15 protein-coding genes are annotated in these 20,036 nt (G+C 60.0%); 9 read left to right on the forward strand and 6 right to left on the reverse strand.

Going from position 1 to position 20,036, the window contains the following annotated elements; translation table 11 throughout:
- The first annotated feature begins 199 nt into the window (after positions 1 to 199).
- Positions 200 to 1,288, forward strand: coding sequence for a hypothetical protein (locus DXD24_RS08630; protein WP_147324142.1), 1,089 nt, complete (start codon positions 200 to 202; stop codon positions 1,286 to 1,288).
- Between the two features lie 296 nt (positions 1,289 to 1,584).
- Entirely contained in the window at positions 1,585 to 2,955 is a 1,371-nt protein-coding gene (locus tag DXD24_RS08635; protein ID WP_233502372.1) for an amidohydrolase family protein, read from the forward strand.
- 132 nt (positions 2,956 to 3,087) lie between these two features.
- On the opposite strand, the gene DXD24_RS08640 is transcribed toward DXD24_RS08635, so the two are convergent.
- The 6 genes from DXD24_RS08640 to DXD24_RS08665 form a co-directional block, all read right to left on the reverse strand.
- The gene (locus DXD24_RS08640; protein WP_117564221.1) at positions 3,088 to 3,561 is read right to left on the reverse strand and encodes a hypothetical protein; all 474 of its coding nucleotides are present in this window, start codon (positions 3,559 to 3,561) and stop codon (positions 3,088 to 3,090) included.
- Positions 3,562 to 3,741: 180 nt separating this feature from the next.
- Complete coding sequence (locus DXD24_RS08645) at positions 3,742 to 4,014, reverse strand: metal-sensing transcriptional repressor (RefSeq protein WP_006235337.1); 273 nt, start codon at positions 4,012 to 4,014, stop codon at positions 3,742 to 3,744.
- Between the two features lie 38 nt (positions 4,015 to 4,052).
- Positions 4,053 to 4,274: a heavy-metal-associated domain-containing protein gene (locus DXD24_RS08650; RefSeq protein ID WP_006235338.1), complete on the reverse strand. Its 222-nt coding sequence runs from the start codon at positions 4,272 to 4,274 to the stop codon at positions 4,053 to 4,055.
- A 147-nt stretch (positions 4,275 to 4,421) separates the two neighbouring features.
- Positions 4,422 to 6,761: a cation-translocating P-type ATPase gene (locus tag DXD24_RS08655; protein ID WP_117564222.1), complete on the reverse strand. Its 2,340-nt coding sequence runs from the start codon at positions 6,759 to 6,761 to the stop codon at positions 4,422 to 4,424.
- A gap of 491 nt (positions 6,762 to 7,252) precedes the next feature.
- Positions 7,253 to 9,337, reverse strand: coding sequence for a DUF6273 domain-containing protein (locus DXD24_RS08660; RefSeq protein ID WP_158550176.1), 2,085 nt, complete (start codon positions 9,335 to 9,337; stop codon positions 7,253 to 7,255).
- Between the two features lie 171 nt (positions 9,338 to 9,508).
- Positions 9,509 to 10,471 (reverse strand): FHA domain-containing protein, encoded by a 963-nt coding sequence (locus tag DXD24_RS08665; RefSeq protein ID WP_117564224.1) that lies wholly within the window; start codon positions 10,469 to 10,471, stop codon positions 9,509 to 9,511.
- A 507-nt stretch (positions 10,472 to 10,978) separates the two neighbouring features.
- On the opposite strand from DXD24_RS08665, the gene DXD24_RS08670 reads away from it, so the two are divergent.
- From DXD24_RS08670 to DXD24_RS08700, 7 genes are all read left to right on the forward strand, one after another.
- On the forward strand, positions 10,979 to 13,228 hold the full coding sequence (locus DXD24_RS08670; RefSeq protein WP_117646548.1) for a DEAD/DEAH box helicase: 2,250 nt from the start codon (positions 10,979 to 10,981) through the stop codon (positions 13,226 to 13,228).
- Positions 13,229 to 13,910: 682 nt separating this feature from the next.
- Positions 13,911 to 14,612 carry a 4Fe-4S dicluster domain-containing protein gene (locus DXD24_RS08675; RefSeq protein WP_233502373.1) on the forward strand — a complete coding sequence of 234 codons (702 nt, stop codon included), beginning with the start codon at positions 13,911 to 13,913 and terminating at the stop codon, positions 14,610 to 14,612.
- 343 nt (positions 14,613 to 14,955) lie between these two features.
- Complete coding sequence (locus tag DXD24_RS08680) at positions 14,956 to 15,468, forward strand: PTS glucose transporter subunit IIA (protein WP_158548948.1); 513 nt, start codon at positions 14,956 to 14,958, stop codon at positions 15,466 to 15,468.
- Between the two features lie 18 nt (positions 15,469 to 15,486).
- Positions 15,487 to 16,341, forward strand: coding sequence for a PRD domain-containing protein (locus DXD24_RS08685; RefSeq protein ID WP_233502374.1), 855 nt, complete (start codon positions 15,487 to 15,489; stop codon positions 16,339 to 16,341).
- A 99-nt stretch (positions 16,342 to 16,440) separates the two neighbouring features.
- Positions 16,441 to 18,057 (forward strand): PTS transporter subunit EIIC, encoded by a 1,617-nt coding sequence (locus tag DXD24_RS08690; RefSeq protein ID WP_089572192.1) that lies wholly within the window; start codon positions 16,441 to 16,443, stop codon positions 18,055 to 18,057.
- A gap of 3 nt (positions 18,058 to 18,060) precedes the next feature.
- The gene (locus DXD24_RS08695) at positions 18,061 to 19,443 is read left to right on the forward strand and encodes a 6-phospho-alpha-glucosidase (RefSeq protein ID WP_089572190.1); all 1,383 of its coding nucleotides are present in this window, start codon (positions 18,061 to 18,063) and stop codon (positions 19,441 to 19,443) included.
- Positions 19,444 to 19,762: 319 nt separating this feature from the next.
- Positions 19,763 to 19,966: a hypothetical protein gene (locus tag DXD24_RS08700; RefSeq protein WP_089572188.1), complete on the forward strand. Its 204-nt coding sequence runs from the start codon at positions 19,763 to 19,765 to the stop codon at positions 19,964 to 19,966.
- Positions 19,967 to 20,036 lie beyond the last annotated feature (70 nt).

Below are 20,036 nucleotides of genomic sequence, written 5' to 3' on the forward strand. Positions count from 1 at the left end.
ACACCGGTCTACCTGTTACAGATCGAGACGAATGCTTGGGCGCCGCTGGTTTGTCTAAATCTGTAACGTTTAGGGGCCTGGAGAACGTCTAACTGTTACAGATCGAGACGTTTGGCACCTGGCTGGGGGGGAATGTCTCAATCTGTAACATCTACAGTCCAAAAATCGTTCTTCTTGTTACAGATCAAGACGTTTGTCGGTGGAGGCAACGGTGACGATGGTCCATTTGTCCGATGTGGTGGTGATGGAAGTGTCTAATACCGTTTTCAAGCACAAGCATACGACTCGCAACACGTTGGCGCGGAATAGGATGCTCGCGCGACTCACGGAGGCGACCGAGCAAGGTGCGCTGCTCGCAACGCATGACAATGCCGAGCTCATGTGGCTGCGGCGTCATGTTGGAACCGACGATATCGCGGAACCCGAGCCGTATTTGTTCTGCTTTCAACATGATTGGGATGCGCTGACGCCGACGGAGCGAGCGCTGCGGGCCATCAAAGGGCTTGCGGAGTTTCATCCCGATTGGGCGTTTTGGGGCTATGACGCGGCACTTTTGTGGGGTCTGGAGGTGCCGAATGATCTGCTTGGGCCACGATATCTTGTTAAGACAGGTTGCTCGGTGCCGCTGAGTGCAGGATGTCGGCTGTTGCGTCCGCAGGCGGCGGGCGCACTTGAACAAGTCGACGGCGTGCAGGTGACGTCGTTTTGGCGCACGGTGGAGGATTGCCTACTGCGTGCACCGTTCTCCTACGGGTTGGCGATTGCCGATTCTGCACTGCGGGCGAAAGGCGTATCACGTGGGGATTTGTGCGAGCGCCTCCGCGCCGATTGCGAGGGCAGGCGAGGGTATCGCAGGGCACAGGTGATTGCGTCGTATGCGGACGGGCTGTCTGAAAACGGCGGCGAGTCTCGGTTCCGAGCATTCTTTATTGCGTACGGCTTTCCGGTTCCGGAGCTGCAGGTGGAGTTTTGCGACCCGCTCGATCCGAGCCAGGTGTTTCGTGTCGACTATTTTTGGCGGCTCGAGGACGGGACGTGTGTCATCGGCGAGCTCGACGGAAAGGGGAAGTACACCTTGCAGAGCGGCGAGGGTCGGGAGTCGGCTGACCCATTCGTGGCAGAGCGTCAGCGGGAATCTCATCTGACAATGCTCGGGCATAAGGTGCTTCGGTTTACGTTTGATGAGCTCAAGAATCCGGGGAAGCTGATCGAGAAAATGAGGCTGGCGGGTATTCCTCGGCAGGTTGAATTGGCTGAGGAGTGGAGATGCCAGTGGTATGGGCGCTGAGAGGTTTTGTCTCGATCTGTAACGTTTAGAGGCTGTTTGAGCTCGTAATTGTTACAGATCGAGACAAGCCGGTGAAACGTCGACCGAATGTCTCGATCTGTAACATCAAGGGGCCTAATAACCCTGTAGCTGTTACAGATCGAGATATTTCCCTGGTGTCGCTGGGGTGGGACTGCAACGTGTTCCGTCTCCCCACATCCCCTCTTCCTTCCGTTAACCGATGCGTCTGCAGCAATCCAGCGGGACTAGGTGATAATGGACAAATGTTCAAGTTAATCGTGAGGGAGGAGCTCGATATGGCATCTGCCGATCGTCCCACATTGTTTATCAATGCGACCGTTCTGGATGGTTCGGAGCATATGGAGCCGCAGCCCGATATGGCCGTGGTCGTCGAGCGTGGCATCATCACCTGGATGGGACCGAGCGCTGTGGCCCAAGCTCCAGCGGGGGCCGAGGTCATCGATCTGGCAGGGGCGTATCTCATGCCGGGCCTCATCAATATGCACGTGCATCTGTGCGGTTCGGGCATGCCGGTCTCGGCGGGTGATGCGGGCGCGCTGATGAAGAAGCTCGACAATCCCGTGGGCCGCGCCATCGTTCGCCACATCCTCAAAGGCAGCGCCCAGCAGCAGCTGGCAAGCGGCGTGACTACGGTGCGCGGTGCGGGTGACCCGCTGTTTGCCGACATCGCCGTGCGCGATGCTATCGATGCCGGCAAGTATCAGGGTCCGCGTCTGGTAGCGCCGGGAACGGGCGTTACAGTGCCGGGTGGCCACGGCGCGGGGCTGTTCGCGCAGGTCGCCAATACGCCCGACGAGGCGGCCGAACAGGTGCGCGACTTGTACGCGCGTGGTGCCGACGTCATCAAGTTGTTCGTGACGGGTGGCGTGTTCGACGCGACCGAAGTTGGCGAGCCGGGCGTGCTGCGCATGCCGATCGATGTTGCCGCGGCGGCGTGCAAGGCGGCGCACGAGGTGGGCCTGCCGGTTATGGCTCATGTCGAGAGCACCGAGGGCGTGAAGGCCGCGCTTGAGGCCGGGGTCGACACGATCGAGCACGGTGCCCCGATGACGCCCGAGATCCTGGAGCTGTACCGTGGCGCCGCGGGCACGCAGCTTGAGGATCGTGCGCCCAGCGTTACCTGCACGATCAGCCCGGCGCTGCCGTTTGTGTTGCTCGATCCGGAGAAGACCCATTCGACTGACACGCAAAAGAAGAACGGCGACATCGTGTGCTCGGGCATTATCGAGAGTGCTCGTGCGGCGCTGGAAGCTGGCGTTAAGGTGGGCCTTGGCACAGATTCGAGCTGCCCGTTCGTGACGCAGTACGACATGTGGCGTGAGGTGGCCTATTTTGCCAAGTATGTCGGCGTGAGCAACGCCTTCGTGCTGCATACGGCTACGCAGGTCAATGCCGAGCTCCTGGGGCTGGGCGGCGAGACCGGTACGATCGAGTGCGGCAAGGCCGCCGATATCCTGGTGACGCGCAAGAATCCGCTCGATGACCTGTGCGCTCTGCGTGAGCCGACGCATGTGATGTGTCGCGGTGATCTGGTACGCAAGCTCAAGGTGAAACGTATTCCCGAGGTGGACGCCGAGCTCGACACGATTATGGCCATGCCTGCAGAAGCGCTTGCCGAGGAGCTGGCCCGCGACGGCGTGGCGTAGGTGTGACAAAGGTGCAGCTCCGTTGCCGCATACAAAAAGCCGAGGCTCAACACGAGGCCTCGGCTTTTTTATCGAACAAATACTTAAGATTTGAGACAAACAAACCTGATTAATTTGTCCCGCGTGCGGGCGCTAGGAGCGGGTTTCCATCTTGGCGTGGCACTTGGGGCAGGTGACGCGGATCTTGCCTTTGCCCTTGGGGACGGAGAGCATCTGGCCGCAGTTGGGGCACTTGAGGTATGCCGTGGTCTTGCGGCCCTTCCACATCTTCTTGGCCGTGCGCTTGGCACGCTCAAAGTCTTCCTTGCTCGTTCCAGCCGCGCGCGAGGTGCCGGCCGCTGCAGTTCCACCGCCCAAGCTGGAGACGAACTTGCCCAAGCCGGGGACGTTCGCGGTCGCGGCGACAAAGGCCTCGTTCTCCTTGCGACGTGCGTCGATGTTTTTGGACAGGCCGCGCAGCACGCCAATCACGATGACGGCGATAGCGATCCAGCTGAGCCACTGGATTCGGGCTATCGATCCGATCATCGCGATGACAATGCCGGCAAAACCCATCACGATGGTGAGTTCATCGGCACCATTGCGACCCTTCATAAAGTCATTCATGCAAATTGCCTTTCGTTCGATATGCTGCACGCCTTTATACCCGATTTAGAGCAAGGGGGACAGGTTAATCTGCACCAAGGTGGTGCAAACGTACCTATCCCCGATACACCAAGATGGTGCAAACGTACCTATCCCCGATACACCAAGATGGTGCAAAGAAGTCTGTCCCCAATGCCCCAATTACTTGGAGAGCTTGTCGACGACGCGTTCGATCTCGGCGAGCTTGGCGGCCTTGAGGTCTTCGTCGCCCGATTCGATTGCCGAAGTCACGCAGCCCTCGATATGCGCCTTGAGCACGTCGGCGTTGATGCGCGCAATGAGCGCCTGCGTTGCCATAAGCTGCGTGGAAATATCGACGCAGTAGCGGTCCTCCTCGACCATCCGCAGGATGCCGTCGATCTGACCGCGTGCCGTCTTGAGCATGCGGGTCACCGATTTATGGTCTGCCATCATGGCGGGTCCTCGTTTCTGGTCGGGGTGCGCGTGGGTCGTTACGCGGCGGTTACGGACAGGGCGTGGAACTTCTCGCCGGCGCCCTCGACGGCGGCGGCGAGCTGCTCGGCGGTCACGGTGTCGGCGCACTCCACCTGGACGGTCTGGGTCTCGTGATCGGCGTCGGCGTCGGTCACGCCGGCCACGTTGAGCAGTGCCGTCTCGACAGTAGCGTCGCAGTGGCCGCACATGAGGCCGGAAGTCTTGATTGTGTAACGCATGGGTATTCCTCTCTGTTGTGTCGGCTTTCCCAGGCACCCGACCTTGACCTTCAAGCCGTCGCTCGCGTACCAAAGTACGCGTCGCTCCTCTTTCAGGTCAATCTCGGGCACCTGGAAAACCCGTTCTAAATGGACTTAAGGGTGAACCTATTTTGCCACTTTAGGCTTAAAGGTTCGTAGGCGCAGCGCATTGCTTACGACGCACACGCTCGACAGGCTCATGGCCGCGGCGCCGAACATCGGCGAGAGCTGCCAACCGGTGAGGGGGAAGAACACGCCTGCCGCCAGCGGAATGCCGATGCCGTTGTAGAACAGCGCCCAGAACAGGTCCTGCTTGATGTTGCGGATCGTGGCGCGCGAAAGCTCGATGGCGCGCGCAACATCCATGAGGTCGCTGCGCATGAGCACCACATCTGCCCCTTCTTTGGCGATGTCGGCGCCGGTGCCGATCGCAAGGCCCACGTCGGCGCGCGCCAGGGCGGGGGAGTCGTTGATGCCGTCGCCCACCATGGCGACCTTGCCGCCCGCATCCTGCAGTTCGCGCACGTGGCGTTCCTTGTCGGCGGGGAGGACGTCGGCGATGACCTGTTCGCTGGTGAGTCCCACGCGGCGGGCGATAGCCTCGGCCGTCACGCGGTTGTCGCCGGTGAGCATGCGCACGTCGACGCCGAGCTTGCGGAGCGCGGCGATAGCCCCGGCGCTCGTCTCTTTGACCTCGTCAGCCACGGCGATGGTGCCGACAAGCTCGCCGTTCTTGGCAAAGAACAGCGGTGTTTTGCCCTCGGCGGCAAATTGCTCGGTAAGACCCGCGGGCACGGTAACGCCCAACTCGTTCATCAGGCGTACGTTGCCGGCGGCGATGACATTCTGCCCCTCGCGCGCCGTTACGCCACGACCGGGCACGGCGGCAAAGTCCTCGACCATGCGCGCGACAATTCCGCGTGCCTCGCACTCGGCCATAATCGCCTCGGCCAGCGGGTGCTCGCTCGAGCGCTCCAACGCGGCGGCCAGCTTGAGCAGCGACTTTTCGCTCATGGCGGGCGAGCCGTCAGCGCGCGTGGCTACTACGATATCGGTCACGGCAGGCTTGCCGCGGGTGACCGTGCCCGTCTTGTCGAGCACCACGGTGCCCACACTGCGCAGATTCTCCAGCGCCTCGGCACTCTTGAACAGAATGCCCATCTCGGCGCCCTTGCCGGTACCCACCATAATGGCGACGGGCGTGGCCAGACCCAGTGCGCACGGGCAGCTGATCACCAGCACGGCCACGGCGGAGGTGAGCGCCTCGTTCATGCTGCCGGTCAGTGCCATCCACACTACAAAGGTCACGACCGAGATTACAAACACCACGGGCACGAACACGCCGGCGACCTTGTCGGCCATGCGGGCGATGGGCGCCTTGGTGGCGTTGGCGTCCTCGACGAGCTGGATAATCTTGGCGAGCGACGTGTCGGCACCCACACGCGTGGCGCGGAAGGTAAACGAGCCCGTGCGGTTGACCGTGGCGGCGTTAACGGTAGCACCGGCGGTCTTTTCCACGGGGATAGACTCGCCGGTGAGCGCACTCTCGTCCACGGCCGAGCTGCCCTCGAGCACCACGCCATCGACGGGGATGGACTCTCCGGGGCGTACGCGCAGAACCTGGCCGGGAAGGATGCTGTCGACGTCGACGGTGGTCTCGGTGCCGTCCTCTGCCACGACGGTCGCGCTCTTGGGCGCCAGGTCGATGAGCGCCTCGATGGCGCCGCCGGTCTTGGATTTGCTGCGTGTCTCGAGGTATTTGCCCACGGTGACGAGCGACAGGATCGTGCCCGCACTCTCAAAATACAGGTTGCCCATGCTCGTCATCATGGCCTCGTGGATTTGCCCGGCGGCCAGCTGGTCGGCCATGATAAACATGGCATAGAACGACCAGGCGACGGAAGCGGTGGCGCCCACGGCAATAAGGGCGTCCATGGTGGGCGCGCCGTGCGCGAGCGATTTAAACCCGTTGATAAAGTACGCGTCGTTGACATAGACGATGGGGATAAGCAGGACGAGCTCGGTGAGGGCGAGCGTCATGCTGTGGGTATGGTCGGTGAAAATGCCGGGCAGCGGCCAGCCAAGCATGTGCCCCATGCCTATGTAGAACAGTGGGATGAGGAATACGATCGAGACGATGAGACGAGTGCGCATGGCAGAGGCGGCGGCCTCCAGTTTTTTGGTGGGCGACTCCATATGGGCGGCGCCGGACCTGGCTTGCGTACTGCCGCTTTGGGCGGCGTCGGTGCCCGTGCTGACGGGTGAGGCCGAGTAGCCAGCGCGATCGACGGCGGTGCAGATGTCGTCGGGGGTGACCTGCGCGGGGTCGTAGTCCACCAGCATAGAGCCGGCGAGCAGATTGACCGCGACGCTCTCGACGCCGTCGAGCTTGCTCACGGCACGATCCACGTGCGCCTGGCAGGCGGCGCATGTCATGCCACCCACGTCGAACTTATCTTGAGCCATGGCTTCTCCTTTCTGTGGTTCGCTGTTGGAATTGTTAACCTGCTGATACTATACACCCATACCCCCTGGGGGTGTCCAGTAATGGTTGGAATGTATGACTTTTCATTACAGATGAGGGTGGCTGCTCAATCGGTGGCCGTCTCTGCCAAACGTCTCGATCTGTAACAACTAGACCCCGTTTTACCGAGTATTTGTTGCAGATCAAGACAAACAGTTGGCAGAAAACTCAATGTCTCAATCTGTAACATCTAGCAGCAAATATGACCTCTAACTGTTACAGATCGAGACAGACCGCCCGCGGCCAACTCAAATGTCTTGATCTGTAACATCAAGAGAGGTTTTTGACCCCATACTGTTACAGATTGAGATGTTGTCTCGCGGGGCTGGGGTTTGTCTCGTTCTGTAACATCTAGACCTGTATCTGCCGAGCTAATGTTACAGATCGAGACAATTGCCGGGGAGGGGTCCCGTCACGGCAAGACGCCCGCCGCCTAGATGCAGAATCCGGGAATCACGCAGGTCCGTTTATCGGGCTTGCTTGCAGACGTGGCGTAATTAAAGACATCGCCGTCGTCGCCCACGCGGTTCATATAGAGCGTGCCCTCGTTCTCCGACGTGTCGGGGCTCGCCGTACGCTCCCACCAACAGACATCCTTGCCCTTCCACTGGCGAATCGTCATGCTGTTCGTGGTAAAGGGGCTCACCTTAAGCTCGCGGAACAGCTGGTATTCCTTGCCCTCGCCGTTGTAGATGCCGGATAGGTAATGGCAGTCCTCGCTAAAGTCCTTGGGCGCCTGTCCGCCGCAGAGCTCGACCATGGCGGGCAGCCAAAGGGTCGCGGGCAGCTCGCTCAGGCACGAAGTGCTTTTGGTGGCGCCGACGTTGTTCGAGATCTTCTTGACCGGACTGATAACCGATTGCAGTTCCTTGGGAAGCAGCTTAATGCCGTCCTCATCGAGCCATGTGCGCAGCTCGCAGTCTTCCCAGCCACCGTTGAGCGGGTGCTCTGAGGCATCGCGCTCGGCAATACCTGCGTCAAAGATAAATGACAGACCGGCCTTGCCGTTGGTATCCGCCAGGTCGTCGTGAAGAATGCCCACGAGTTGCGCCCCGACCTCCAGCCCGTTGGTGAGCGTAACGCGCTTGGTGCTCGGGTAGGGAATACGGCCGTCGTCGTCGAGCAGATGATAACGCTTGGCGATCTTGCGAGCTTCGGCGTTGCTCTTCGCCGCCTTAATCTTGAGCGAAATCTCTTGCAGCTGATCCCAGGTGTAGTCGTCAAGCGTACCGCGGATGCCGTCCAGGTAGTCGGGGATGCCGAAGCCATGGGTTGCGGCTCCGATAACGCCGAGCCCCGCAACGGCTGCGACAACGCCACCGATAATAAAGCGGCGGCGGGTCATGGCATCGTGCCGGGCCTGCTCCAGAATCTCTCGCGCTCGCTCGCCGGCGACGTCGACCTTAAGGTGCGTGCCGGAATCGATATCAATTGCAGCCTCGTCTCCTGTGCCTTCGCGGCCCTCGGATTCGGCGTCGGTGAGGTATGCCGAGAGCACCTCGAGCATCTGCTGCTCGGTAGGGCGATCGCCCTGTTCGACCGAGATGCCTTTCATGATGATCTGGACGAGCGCTTCATCGCCCTCGCAGCGCGGCTCGAGCGGTGCCGGATTGGTCTTGGTCTTTACGAGATAGAACGAGCCGGTTGCAGCGGCGTCCGTCGACTCAAAGTCAAACGGTTTGCGACCGCTGTAGAGCTGGTACAGAATGCTCGAAAGCGCATAGACGTCGATTGCCGGCGAACGGCGAAGGGCCGCGATTCCTTCGATATCCTGCGTGAGCATCTCGGGCGCGGCGTATGCGGGCGTGGCAAAGCGCCAGATGTCGGCGCGCCGGGTGATTGTGGCGTCGCCGAGAGCCATGGTCGCGGAGCCCATGTCGATGAGGCAGGGGTCAAAGGAGCAATCGGCAATCTGCTGCTCGAGCGTTCGGCTGGTGGTGCGGAACATGATATTGGCAGGCGACAGGTCGCGATGGATGACCGGATTCACGAGGCCTTGGGTCATCAAGAGCGCACGAAGCACGGCGTTTCCAACGGCGGCCACCATCTGGGTGGTTAGCCCGCCCAAGGCGTCGTGCGGAAGCAGGGGCAGCGCCTGTTTGAGTGAGGTGCCCTCGACCCACTCCATGAGGATGAGCGGGTTGTTCTCGCACGATCCGTAGCCATAGACGCGCGGAAATCCGCGCAGGTGCGAGACGGTACACAGATGACGGTACTCCTCGAACAGCGCGGCGGTGTTGGCCAGGTGCGCGGCCGATTGCTCGGCGGAGCGGTCGGGGGCAGCGGGGGAAAGGATGGCGTTGTCCTTGAGTAGCTTGACGGCAAAGACCTCGCCGCTCGTGTTGGTCGCGCGCAGCACGTGCCCGATGTTGCCGTTGTCGCGGTGGGCCGTCTGGAGAATAAGCGTCATAAACCGACGCTTGGCGTCGTCCTTGGCGCTGGGGTCGACCGCCACGGCGGTGTCGAACGTGTCAAGACGAATGAGTTTGTCGCCATAGGCGCTATCGGTAGTATCCATGGCGTTCCTTTGTCTGGCATGGGTTGCCGCGCGTATACGTGGGCAGTGCGGATATCGGTAAAATACCATGATAACCGCACTGTCCACGTATGCCGCTGAGTATTGTCGTTTACGACGCAGAAGGTAGAAGACGAAAGACGGACGGCGACCGTCTTTCGATCACCGCCCGCGCTAATCCACAATGACAAGGAATGTCGTGTAGAGACCCAGATGGAGCCTGTCGCTGTTTTCGATTTCAACCGGGGGATAGATCTTGCCGGGCTCGCGTTGGTCGCGCGGCGGCTCAATCACAATATAGCCGTCGCCCGCGCCCGATTCGAGCACTGTGCCGTTGGTCGATCCAAGGCCCTGGGCGTACCAGTGCTCACCCTCAAGCCAAATGCGAAGATGCTCGCGCGATGCGTCGGCGCCCACATCGGTGATGCTGGGCGAGGTTTTGGGCAAAGAACCAATCACGGTGCCGCGCGGATCGCGTGTGAGGGGATGGATTTGCATGTCGACGCAGTTGTCGGCATGTGTCCTGAGCAGACCGAGGTTGGGGGCGACGGTGCGCGGTTGATCCAAGCTGCTCAAAAAACCACGGCCGACGGTGGTCTCGGTGGTGCCAAAATGCCCGCCAGTCTTGCTATTGCAAAAGCGCTCGACGGTGGCCACGCCTTGGATGGGGTCAGCGAGCGCCCCCGTTGCCACAAAGAGCATAAGGTAAAGCGTACTCTTCTCGCGCACGGCATTGCCGTCAAAGTTGTCGATGTGATTGAGGGCATTTGCATATAGGCGGCTGTCCAGCTTGTAGCTGGCGAGAGCCGACATCATTTCGTTGGCGGCCGGGCCGCGATAGTGCTCGGCGATTGCCTGATAGGCGGACTCGCCGCCGCCGAGCTTGCTGCAGATTGCCGCGGAAAGATTGAGCGTGGTGACGGCAAAGTCGCTGTAGATGGCGGGCGCGCACTGGTCAGGCTCGCGATGGACGATGTAACGGGTGAGATACGAGCGGTTGGAAGAGCATTTCTCGAGCAGGGTACTGCCGAGATAAGAGTTTCCATTGATGAGCATTCGGGCGATCTCGAGATGTTTAAGACCGCCGAACGAGCGAATATCGTTATAGAGGACCGAGCAAGGCGTCTCTGCTGCCACGGATACCTCCTTTGATTGCTTCCTAGCCAATAAGGCGATAGGAATTAATGGCCCCCGGTGGGCGACGTATTAAATGGCTGCGCAATATATAGCGTAACCAAAGCAACATTATAGGCCACATGTTCGAAATTGCAGGAAGACTGAGAGATTTGGTTTGGACTGGACGGAAATCCCCCTCTGTCTTGTTCTGTAACATTTAGGGCCGGTTTTGCTTCGCAGCCGTTACAGATTGAGACAATCAGCCGGGCCCGCCGCGTCCGCCTCGTCATCTGTGGTTTACGTGGGGGCATGCGAAGCACGGGTATACTAACCCGCGGCGAATCTGCTCCATCGCTTAGTGCTGCTGCGTCTGGACGGCGCGTGATAGGGCTGCCAAAGCGATCGCCAGCGTGCTGAGCAACGTCCTCTCTGTGCGCACCCGTTTTTGTATGTATTAGCGCACTACCAAGCACGCCCGCGCGGCCGCATGCCGTGCCCATTGCGCGTGCAGATAAGGAACAACAACATATGCGTAATTCTGTATCCGACGTCACCGACGCCGAGATTCTGGACGAGACCCGCGAGGCCATGACCCAGGCTGCCTTCGATGCTGCCGATGAGGCCAATGCCGCCCAAGCCGTCGAGTCCGCTACCGAGAGCCTGCCCGCCTTTGACGAGCTGGGGCTTTCGGACGAGATGCTCCGTGCTATCGAGAATCTGGGCTACACGGCGCCCACGCCCGTTCAGGCCGGCTCCATCCCCGTGGTGCTCGAGGGTCGCGACCTGCTTGCCGCCGCCCAGACCGGCACCGGCAAGACGGCCGCCTTCTTGCTGCCGACCATGAACAACCTGGAGCACATTGCTCCGCCCAAACCCGTGCGTGAGCGCGGCGGCCGCAACCGCCGTCGCGGTGCCAAGAAGCCCGAGGGCAACGGCCGTGGCCCCGTGATGCTCGTCATCACCCCTACGCGCGAGCTTGCCCAGCAGATCGACGAGGTCGCGAGCAAAATCGCCGACGTCACCGGCCATGTTGCCGTGACCGTCGTGGGCGGCGTGAGCTACAAGCCCCAGACCGCTGCCCTCAAGTGCGGTTGCGACATCCTGGTCGCCACGCCGGGCCGTCTGGTCGATCTGATCGAGCAGGGTGCCTGCCACCTGGACGAGGTCAAGGTGCTGGTGCTCGACGAGGCCGATCGCATGCTCGACATGGGCTTTTTGCCCGCCGTCCGCCGCATTGTGCGCGAGACGCCGGCCGAGCGCCAGACGCTGCTGTTCTCGGCGACGCTCGACGAGGAGGCCGTGGGCGAGATCACCGACCTGGTGAGCGACCCGGCCCGCGTGGAGATCGCGCCGGCCACGTCGACCGCCGACACCGTCGATCAGTTTGTGTTCCCGGTGTCCATCGAGGCAAAGAACAACCTGCTGCCTGAGTTCCTCAAAAAGGAGGGCCCGGAGCGCACCATCGTCTTTATGCGCACCAAGCACCGCGCCGACAGCTGCTGCCGTCGCCTTGAGCGCAAGGGTATCAAGGCCGCCGCGATTCACGGCAACCGCAGCCAGGCCCAGCGCGAGCGCGCGCTTTCTGCCTTCCGCGACGGCACCGTCGACGTGCTGGTGGCAACCGATGTTCTCGCCCGCGGCATCGACATTAGCGACGTGCGCTACGTCGTGAACTTCGACGTGCCGGCCGAGCCGACCGACTATATCCACCGCATTGGCCGTACGGGCCGCGCCGGCGAGCTGGGCTGGGCCATTACGTTTGTGACCGAGCAGGACGTCGACGAGTTCTACGAGATTGAGAAGCTCATGGACAAGACGGCCGATATTTACGAAGCGGGCGACCTGCACGTGGGTCCCAACCCGCCCGCCGTTGACCCCGAGCGCGATCCTGCCGCCTTTAAGGTGAAGAAGAAGACCAAGCGCGGCAAGTCCAAGAGCAAGAAGAAACTCGAGCAAGCGCGTCGCGACGGCAAGCGCAACGGCGACGATTACGGCGACGTGGCTGGTCGTTCCAACCGCGGTCGCGACGAGCGCCGCGGCGACGGCGAGCGTCCGAGCCGTCCCAAGCGCGGCGGCAAGACCCGCGTGCGCGAGGGCGTTCAGGCTCGCGTGGACGAGGCTGTGGAGAGCGTGGCCCGCGAGGTGGCTGCCGAGGAGCGCGGCGGTGCTGCCGCCGTCGAGCAGGCCCCGCGCGGTAACCGTGCCGAGCGTCGTGCCAAGCAGTTCCAGGGCGAGGCGCATCGCCGTCGCCGCGAGGACGAGGACCGCGGTGGCCGTCGTCGTGTCGAGCGCGAGGACGAGGGCCGTGGCTCGCGTGGCGGCAAGCGCGGCTCGGGCGACCGTCGTCGTTCCGGTCGCGATGACGAGCGCGGTGGCCGTGATAAGCGTCGCGGCGGCGAGGGTCGCGGTGAGCGAGGTGCCCGTGGCGGTGAGTCCCGTGGCGGCAAGTGCTTTGAAGAGCGCGGTAGCCGCGGCGGCGAGCGTCGCGAGGGTGCTCGCGGCAATGGCGGCCGCAGCGGCGCTGGCCGTTCTAACGAGTCGCGCGATCGTCGTGATCCGCGTGCCAGCCGCGATCGTCGCGATGACTGGCGCAACTACGACGATACCCGCGAGGAGCGTCGTGGCGGCTATCGTGGCGGGCGTGGCGGCAACCAGGCCGGCTCCCGCGGCGGCCGCGCCGGCGGTCGCGATAACCGTGGCAGCTATGGCAACAGCCGTGGCGGCAAGCGCGGCGGCAGCTCCCGTCGTCCCGGTGACGGCGGCGGCAAGCGCAAATAGCATACGCATCGCCCACTAGAGCGAGGTGAACCAAGGGCCCTGAGCAACTACGCTCGGGGCCCTTTTTGTTTGCCGTATCCGATCGCTAGTTCAAATGTGATTTCCTCGGGAATGCATCTAGAGGATGCCGTGGGCCTGTTTCCTGCCATGCGGCAATGGGTCCCATGGGGTGCGCCGTGCATTTTTTGGAGTATTCAGCAGCTCTAGCTGGCTGCATACGATTCGGTATTGCCAACGGTGGCCTTCAGATACTCCCTATGAGCGTTTTGAGTTAGATTTCGCCGTTTTTCGAAGCAAAGGTACGTCATTCTCGCTATGTCGGAACCCTAAATGACGCAGCGCCCTACAGTTTTGCCCGCCCGCGGCGGTGCTGGCGCGGTCACGTTGCAGAATACTCCGTTTTTTTGCACGGGCCAGGATGGGGTACCTTGGGAGAACACGGCAGCATCCCGTAAATATATACAATCTGTACCGTAATTTATACAAAACGAAGAGGCAGGCAGCGTAGGGTTGGTGCATTGGGGTGCTTGGTGCGCCAAAATGGGGACCCCACGTGCCGTATACTCTGGCTGGATGTGAAAACGGCTTGACGCGTTGCTGAGCGTAGGGGGAGGGTGTCTAGATGAGCGTATTTGAAATTGTGTTTAGTCCGACGGGTGGAACGGAGAAGGTGTCTTGCCTTGTGGCTGGAGCGCTGGACAAGAATACCGTTACCGTCGATCTGACCGATAGCGGGTTGGATTTCCACGAGGTCTCGATGACGAAGGACGACGTGGCTGTTATCTCCGTGCCAGCGTATGCCGGCAGAGTCCCTGCCGTGGTGGTCGACCGACTGAACATGGTTCACGGCAACGGAGCGCGGGCCGTTCTGGTGTGCGTCTACGGAAACCGCGCGTTTGAGGACACGCTCGTAGAGCTGGAGGACGTTGCGAAGCATGCGGGATTCCGGGTAATCGCGGCAGTTGCAGCCATTGCAGAACATTCCATTGCGCGACAGTTTGCTGCTGGGCGACCGGATGCGCAGGATGCGGCGCAGCTCGCAGAGTTTGCGCAGCAAATTCAGCAAAAGCTGTTGGCTGAGGATACATCCGAGCCCTCTATTCCCGGCAATCGTCCTTACAAACAAGCCAGAGGTCACCGCATGGCACCTGAGGCAACAGAGGATTGCGTTTCCTGCGGTGCATGCGCCGCGGCGTGCCCCGTTTGTGCTATCGACAAGGGTGACCCCAAACGAGCAGCTGGCGAGGCGTGCATCTCCTGCATGCGCTGCATTGCCGTATGCCCGCGAGGCGCTCGTAAGCTTGATCCCAACAAGCTATCCGCTGTTTCCCAGATGCTGAGCAAGGTTTGCGTCGTGCGGAAGGAATGCGAGCTCTTTGTCTAGCGCATACGAAATTGGTGCAATGGGGCCAGGTTAATCTGCACCAACCTGGTGCAAACAAACCTGTCCCCAATGCACCAGAGTGAGGAGTGTCCCCGAGTGCCGGCAGAAAAGGAACGTCCCCAAGTGCTGCCTAAATACCGTTTATCGAAGAAAAAATACCGCTCACCGGTCATAATGACTATTCTGGCTTTGGGCTTGTCTACAATAGCTCCCGTAAAAAGAAATGCGGAAGGTTACCGAGTCCCTCGGACGTGGGCCTAACCAAAGTCTTTGAACGGATGTGTCTCTATGGACGCATTCGCTTGATTTTGGTTGGGCTATATTTATGAAGGGACATGCCACCATGGGTTTCTTTTCTCGCCTGATGGGTGGCTCGGATAAGCAGACGACTGCGGCTTCCGAGTTCGAAATCCTCGCCCCTGTTTCCGGCGAGCTTGTTCATCTAGAAAATACCAAGGACCCCGCTTTTAGCAGCCGTGCAGTGGGCGATGGCGTTGCCGTGGTTCCCCAAGAGGGAACGGTGTGCGCTCCTGTCTCCGGTACCATCGCGGCGCTGTTCCCGACTGAGCACGCGCTGGGCATCATGCCCGACGACAGCTCTGCTCAGGTGATGCTGCATATCGGAATCGATACTGTTAAGCTTGAGGGCAAGGGCTTCCATGCGCTTGTTGCCCAGGGTGACCATGTCGACGCGGGCCAGCCCCTCGTCGAGGTCGATTTCGACGTGGTTCGCGCCGCCGGCTTCGATCCTACGGTCTTCGTTATCGTGTGCGAGCGCTCGGAGAACTCGACTCTTCGTGAGCATGCTTCCGGCCCTGTTGCTGTTAAAGAGCCTGTCGTCTGGCTTTCCGAGTAAATTCTTGTGGTGGGTACCGTGGTTATCAAGCGAGTTTTTAACAATAACGTCGCAATGGTCACTTCGGACGATGGCTCCGAGCTCATTGTCATCGGTCGAGGCCTCTGCTTTGGCCGTCATGCCGGCGACGCTATCGATGAAACATCGGTCGAAAAGACCTATGCGCTGCAGGAGGGCACTTCTCAGGATTCGCGTACGATTGACCGCTTGGCACATCTTTTGGAGTCCATTCCCACCGTCAACCTCGTGATTGCCGAGGACATTGTTCAGATGCTCCGTCGAGAGCTCAATGTTGATATCAACGACAAGATCCTCATTGCTCTCGCAGACCATATCGGCCTTGCTTTGGAGCGCGAGCGCAAGGGCGTCCCCTGTGAGAATCCGTTGCTGCTCGAGATCCAACAGTTCTATCGCAAGGAGTATGCGCTTGCGGGCCGTGCGCTGCAGATTGTCAAGGAGTATATGGGCATCCAGATGAGCGAAGAAGAGCAGGGTTTTATTACGCTGCATATCGTCAACGCCACCATGCCGCAACGCTCCGACCGTCTCATCATCTCGGTCCAGCTTGTTCGCGACGTACTCGCGATTGTTTCCGATCGTTACGCTGCGACCCTCGACGACACCTCGTTGCCCTATGAGCGTTTCGTCCGCCACCTGCAGTTTTTCGCACAGCGGGCGCTTGACCCCGCGGCCGGGCAGATCAATGACGATGCGCTGTTCCGAATCGATGAAACTAAGTATCCGTGCGCGTTCTCGTGCGCGGACGCCATAGCCGCCCACTTGTCGTCTGCCTATAACGTTGTCGTTACCGATGCCGAGAAGAGTTATCTCGCATATCACATTGTTAACCTGCTTGGAGAACCTGGTCTCTAGGCATAACGTGCCCACACATCGATTGATATAAGGCAGGGCTTATGGCCTTGTCCAGGGCACATCTGTCTTAATTTGCGGAAAAGGAAGGGGAGTACCGCTATGACCGCAAAAAAGAAGTTCAATTTCAAAGCGCCGTTGGAGGTGTTCGCGAAGTCGATCGTTCAGCCGATGATGTATCTCTCGGTTGCCGGCATTCTGCTCATCGTGGGCATCATTCTGACCAACAAGACCATCTGCGCCGTGATTCCCGTGCTGGGCTCCGGTCCGTTCCAGCTTGTGGGCGCCGTTGTCTATCAGTCGCTGATGTTTATCATCAACAACCTCTCGATTCTGTTCTGCGTGGGCATCGCCGGCGCCATGGCAAAGAAGAACAAGGGCCATGCTTCGCTGATCGCCCTGATGTCGTTCTTCCTGTTCCTGCAGGCCAATAACATCGTGCTCAACGCCACTGGCTCTCTTGCCGAAGCGAGCGGCATGCTCGGCCTTACCGGAACCGGCCAGAGCACCGTTATGGGCATTCAGGTGCTCGATACCGGCGTGTTTGGCGGCATCATTCTTGGTTGCATCACCGGTGCCGTGTTCAACAAGTACTCGAATAAGCAGTTCCCCATTGCCCTTTCGATGTTCTCGGGCGTTCGCTTTCCGTTCCTGATCATGATCATCATCTCCTGGATCATGGGCGCTGGCTTCTGCATCGTTTGGCCTCCGGTTCAGGGTGCCATCTCCTCCGTTGCCGGCATCATTAAGGAGTCGGGCAACATTGGTCTGTTTATCTACGGCATGCTCAACAAGCTGCTCGTTCCCACCGGTCTGCACCACCTCATCTACACCCCGTTCCAGTTCTCCGATGTGGGCGGCACCCTTACGCTGGGTGATCAGGTTATCGCCGGCGCCTATCCCATCCGTGTCGCCGAGATGGCAATGACGGGCCAGCCCTTCTCCGATAGCACCTACTTCAACAGCTACACCTTCAACAACCTGTGGCCCTACATCGGTATCGGTCTCGCCTTTATCTTCACCGCTTACAAGGGGAACAAGGATAAGACCAAGGCCGTTATCATCCCGCTGATCATCACCGCTGTGCTCTCCTGTGTCACCGAGCCCATGGACTTCCTCTTTGTCTTTGCCGCTCCCGTGCTCTTTGTCGTTCACTCGGTTCTTTCCGGCATCTTCCTGGTCCTGCTCAAGGTCCTCTCCGTGCCCGCTTCGACTGCAGGCGGCATCATCAACATCGTGGTTTCCAACCTGGTCCTCGGTGTCGATAAGACCAACTGGCCGATGATGCTCGTGCTCGGAGTCGTCAACGCCGCTCTGTACTTCTTCCTCTTTACCTTCCTCATTAAGAAGCTCAACCTCCACACGCCTGGTCGCGAGGAGGAGTCCGAGCTCGCCGAGTCCGTTGCCGAGGGCGAGGCCGCCGCGTCTGTCGCGGTGAAGCAGGGCGCTGTTGCCGCGGCTCCCGCAGAGGGCGTCGATGCGGGCATTGCCGACCTGGTCGCAGGTCTTGGCGGCAAGGACAACATCGAGGAGCTCGAGAACTGCTTTACGCGTCTCCGCGTGAACGTTAAGAACCCGGACCTCATCGATGAGAGCCTCATCAACCACGTGCCCAACAGCGGCATCAACCGCAACGGCAACAATATCCAGATCATCTTTGGCATGAAGGTTGCCGAGATGCGCGACAAGGTCGAAAACGCAATTGAGAAGGAGCAGTAAACAATGATCATTACTCTGTGTGGTGGCGGATCCACCTTTACCCCCGGCATCGTCAAGTCCATCGCCCTGCGCAAGGACGAGCTCGACGTTGACGAGATTCGTCTGTACGACATCAACGAGGAGCGCCAGCGCAAGATCGGCGTGCTCGTGGACTGGATTTTGCACGAGGACCTTGGCCTGGACATCAAGCTCACGGTGACCACCGACAAGGAGACGGCTTTTACCGACGCGAGCTTCGTGTTTGCCCAGATGCGCGTGGGCGGCTATGCCATGCGCGAGCAGGACGAGAAGATTCCGCTGCGTCACGGCTGCGTTGGTCAGGAGACCTGCGGCTGCGGCGGCCTTGCCTACGGCATGCGCACCATCTTCCCCATGGTCGAGCTGATCGATGACGTTGAGAAGTACGCCAAGAAGGACTACTGGATTCTCAACTACTCCAACCCCGCTGCCATCGTCTCCGAGGGCTGCCGCGTGCTGCGTCCCAACGCTCGCATCATCAACATCTGCGACATGCCGATCGCGATCATCGACGTGGTTTGCGCCGCACTCGATATCGACAAGAAGGATGTCGAGTACGATTACTTTGGCCTCAACCACTTTGGTTGGTTCACCTCGATTCGCCACAAGGGCGAGGAGGTGCTCCCGCAGCTGCGCGAGTACATCAAGGAGCATGAGATCCTGCTGCCCGATTCGTACCTCAAGGGCATGAGCTCGCTGATGTCCAAGAAGCCCGAGGAAGCCACCGACGAGCACCCCGAGCAGAACCGCCACACCAAGGGCAGCTGGTACTACGTCTGGAAGGGCGAGTACGAGATCATGGAGTGCTTCCCGGAGTACCTGCCCAACACGTACCTGAACTACTACCTGCAGCAGAAGGAGTTCGTCGAGCATTCCAACCCCGAGCGCACTCGTGCAAACGAGGTTGAGGAGACGCGCGAGAAGAACCTCTTTGACGGCATCGACCATTACGAGAAGACGGGCGAGATCGACGAGAGCACGTTCTATGCGGGCAGCCACGGCGACTGGATTGCCGACCTGGCCATCGCTCTGAAGAACGACACCAAGCAGCGCTTCCTGGTCATTTGCGAGAACAAGGGCGCTATCCCCAACATGCCCTACGACGCTATGGTCGAGCTGCCTGCCTACATTGGCAAGAACGGCCCCGAGGTCATCAGCCGCGACAACATTCCGCTGTTCCAGCAGGGTCTTATGATGCAGCAGCTGAACTCCGAGAAGCTCGTGGTCGAGGCCACGATCGAGGGTTCGTACGAGAAGGCGCTCAAGGCCTTTACGCTCAACAAGACCGTGCCTTCGATGAAGGTTGCCAAGGAAGTCCTCGACGACATGATCGAGGCTAACAAGGGTTACTGGCCCGAGCTTAGCTAGAGCTAGAAGGCCGCTGGCGCAAAAGAGTCACTGACGGCACAATTTGAACAATGCCCCGTTCGCGTATTTGCGTGGACGGGGCATTGCCGTTTGGTGAGAAGGGCGACAGGTTCATATGCACCAACTTGGTAGAAATCTACCTTTGGAGTGGAGCAGATGTGGTATTCTATCTGCGGGGTAATACTTAGGAATACCAAGTAATACCAACGCCGCAGAAACAAACTCCGGATGCGGGCCAATCGGGTTGCCTTCACAGCCCGTCGCCCAGCCGCGTGGCCCGCATCTATCCGCACTACCGTCGTTTCAAAAAGGAAGCGCCATGGCAGAACACATGACCCCTGTAGTCGCGAAGGTCTTGCCCGAGGAGAAGGCAGCCTTCGCGGCGGCAACCCAGCTCGTGGGTACCACGCCGTCCAACGCCATCCGCATGTTTATCGCTGCGTTCAATCGCTGCGGCACCTTCCCGTTCGACATCTCGCCCAACGGGGCTTTTGGCACTGCGCCCGATTCTCATCAAGAATGACTGTCCCAAACTGCCGGCACTTGGGGACGTTCCTTTTAATATGAGCAGGACATTGTCAAGAGGCAAAATC

Origin of the sequence: Collinsella sp. TF12-2AT, assembly GCF_003436735.1 — a bacterium.
Taxonomy (GTDB): Bacteria; Actinomycetota; Coriobacteriia; order Coriobacteriales; family Coriobacteriaceae; genus Collinsella.

Bases quoted from the DNA above. Each gene is read 5' to 3' on its own strand.
- DXD24_RS08690 (WP_089572192.1), top strand. From the start codon at position 16,441: ATGACCGCAAAAAAGAAGTTCAATTTCAAAGCGCCGTTGGAGGTGTTC.
- DXD24_RS08655 (WP_117564222.1), bottom strand. From the start codon at position 6,761: ATGGCTCAAGATAAGTTCGACGTGGGTGGCATGACATGCGCCGCCTGC.
- DXD24_RS08670 (WP_117646548.1), top strand. From the start codon at position 10,979: ATGCGTAATTCTGTATCCGACGTCACCGACGCCGAGATTCTGGACGAG.
- DXD24_RS08650 (WP_006235338.1), bottom strand. From the start codon at position 4,274: ATGCGTTACACAATCAAGACTTCCGGCCTCATGTGCGGCCACTGCGAC.
- DXD24_RS08680 (WP_158548948.1), top strand. From the start codon at position 14,956: ATGGGTTTCTTTTCTCGCCTGATGGGTGGCTCGGATAAGCAGACGACT.
- DXD24_RS08640 (WP_117564221.1), bottom strand. From the start codon at position 3,561: ATGAATGACTTTATGAAGGGTCGCAATGGTGCCGATGAACTCACCATC.
- DXD24_RS08645 (WP_006235337.1), bottom strand. From the start codon at position 4,014: ATGATGGCAGACCATAAATCGGTGACCCGCATGCTCAAGACGGCACGC.
- DXD24_RS08695 (WP_089572190.1), top strand. From the start codon at position 18,061: ATGATCATTACTCTGTGTGGTGGCGGATCCACCTTTACCCCCGGCATC.
- DXD24_RS08700 (WP_089572188.1), top strand. From the start codon at position 19,763: ATGGCAGAACACATGACCCCTGTAGTCGCGAAGGTCTTGCCCGAGGAG.
- DXD24_RS08635 (WP_233502372.1), top strand. From the start codon at position 1,585: ATGGCATCTGCCGATCGTCCCACATTGTTTATCAATGCGACCGTTCTG.
- DXD24_RS08660 (WP_158550176.1), bottom strand. From the start codon at position 9,337: ATGGATACTACCGATAGCGCCTATGGCGACAAACTCATTCGTCTTGAC.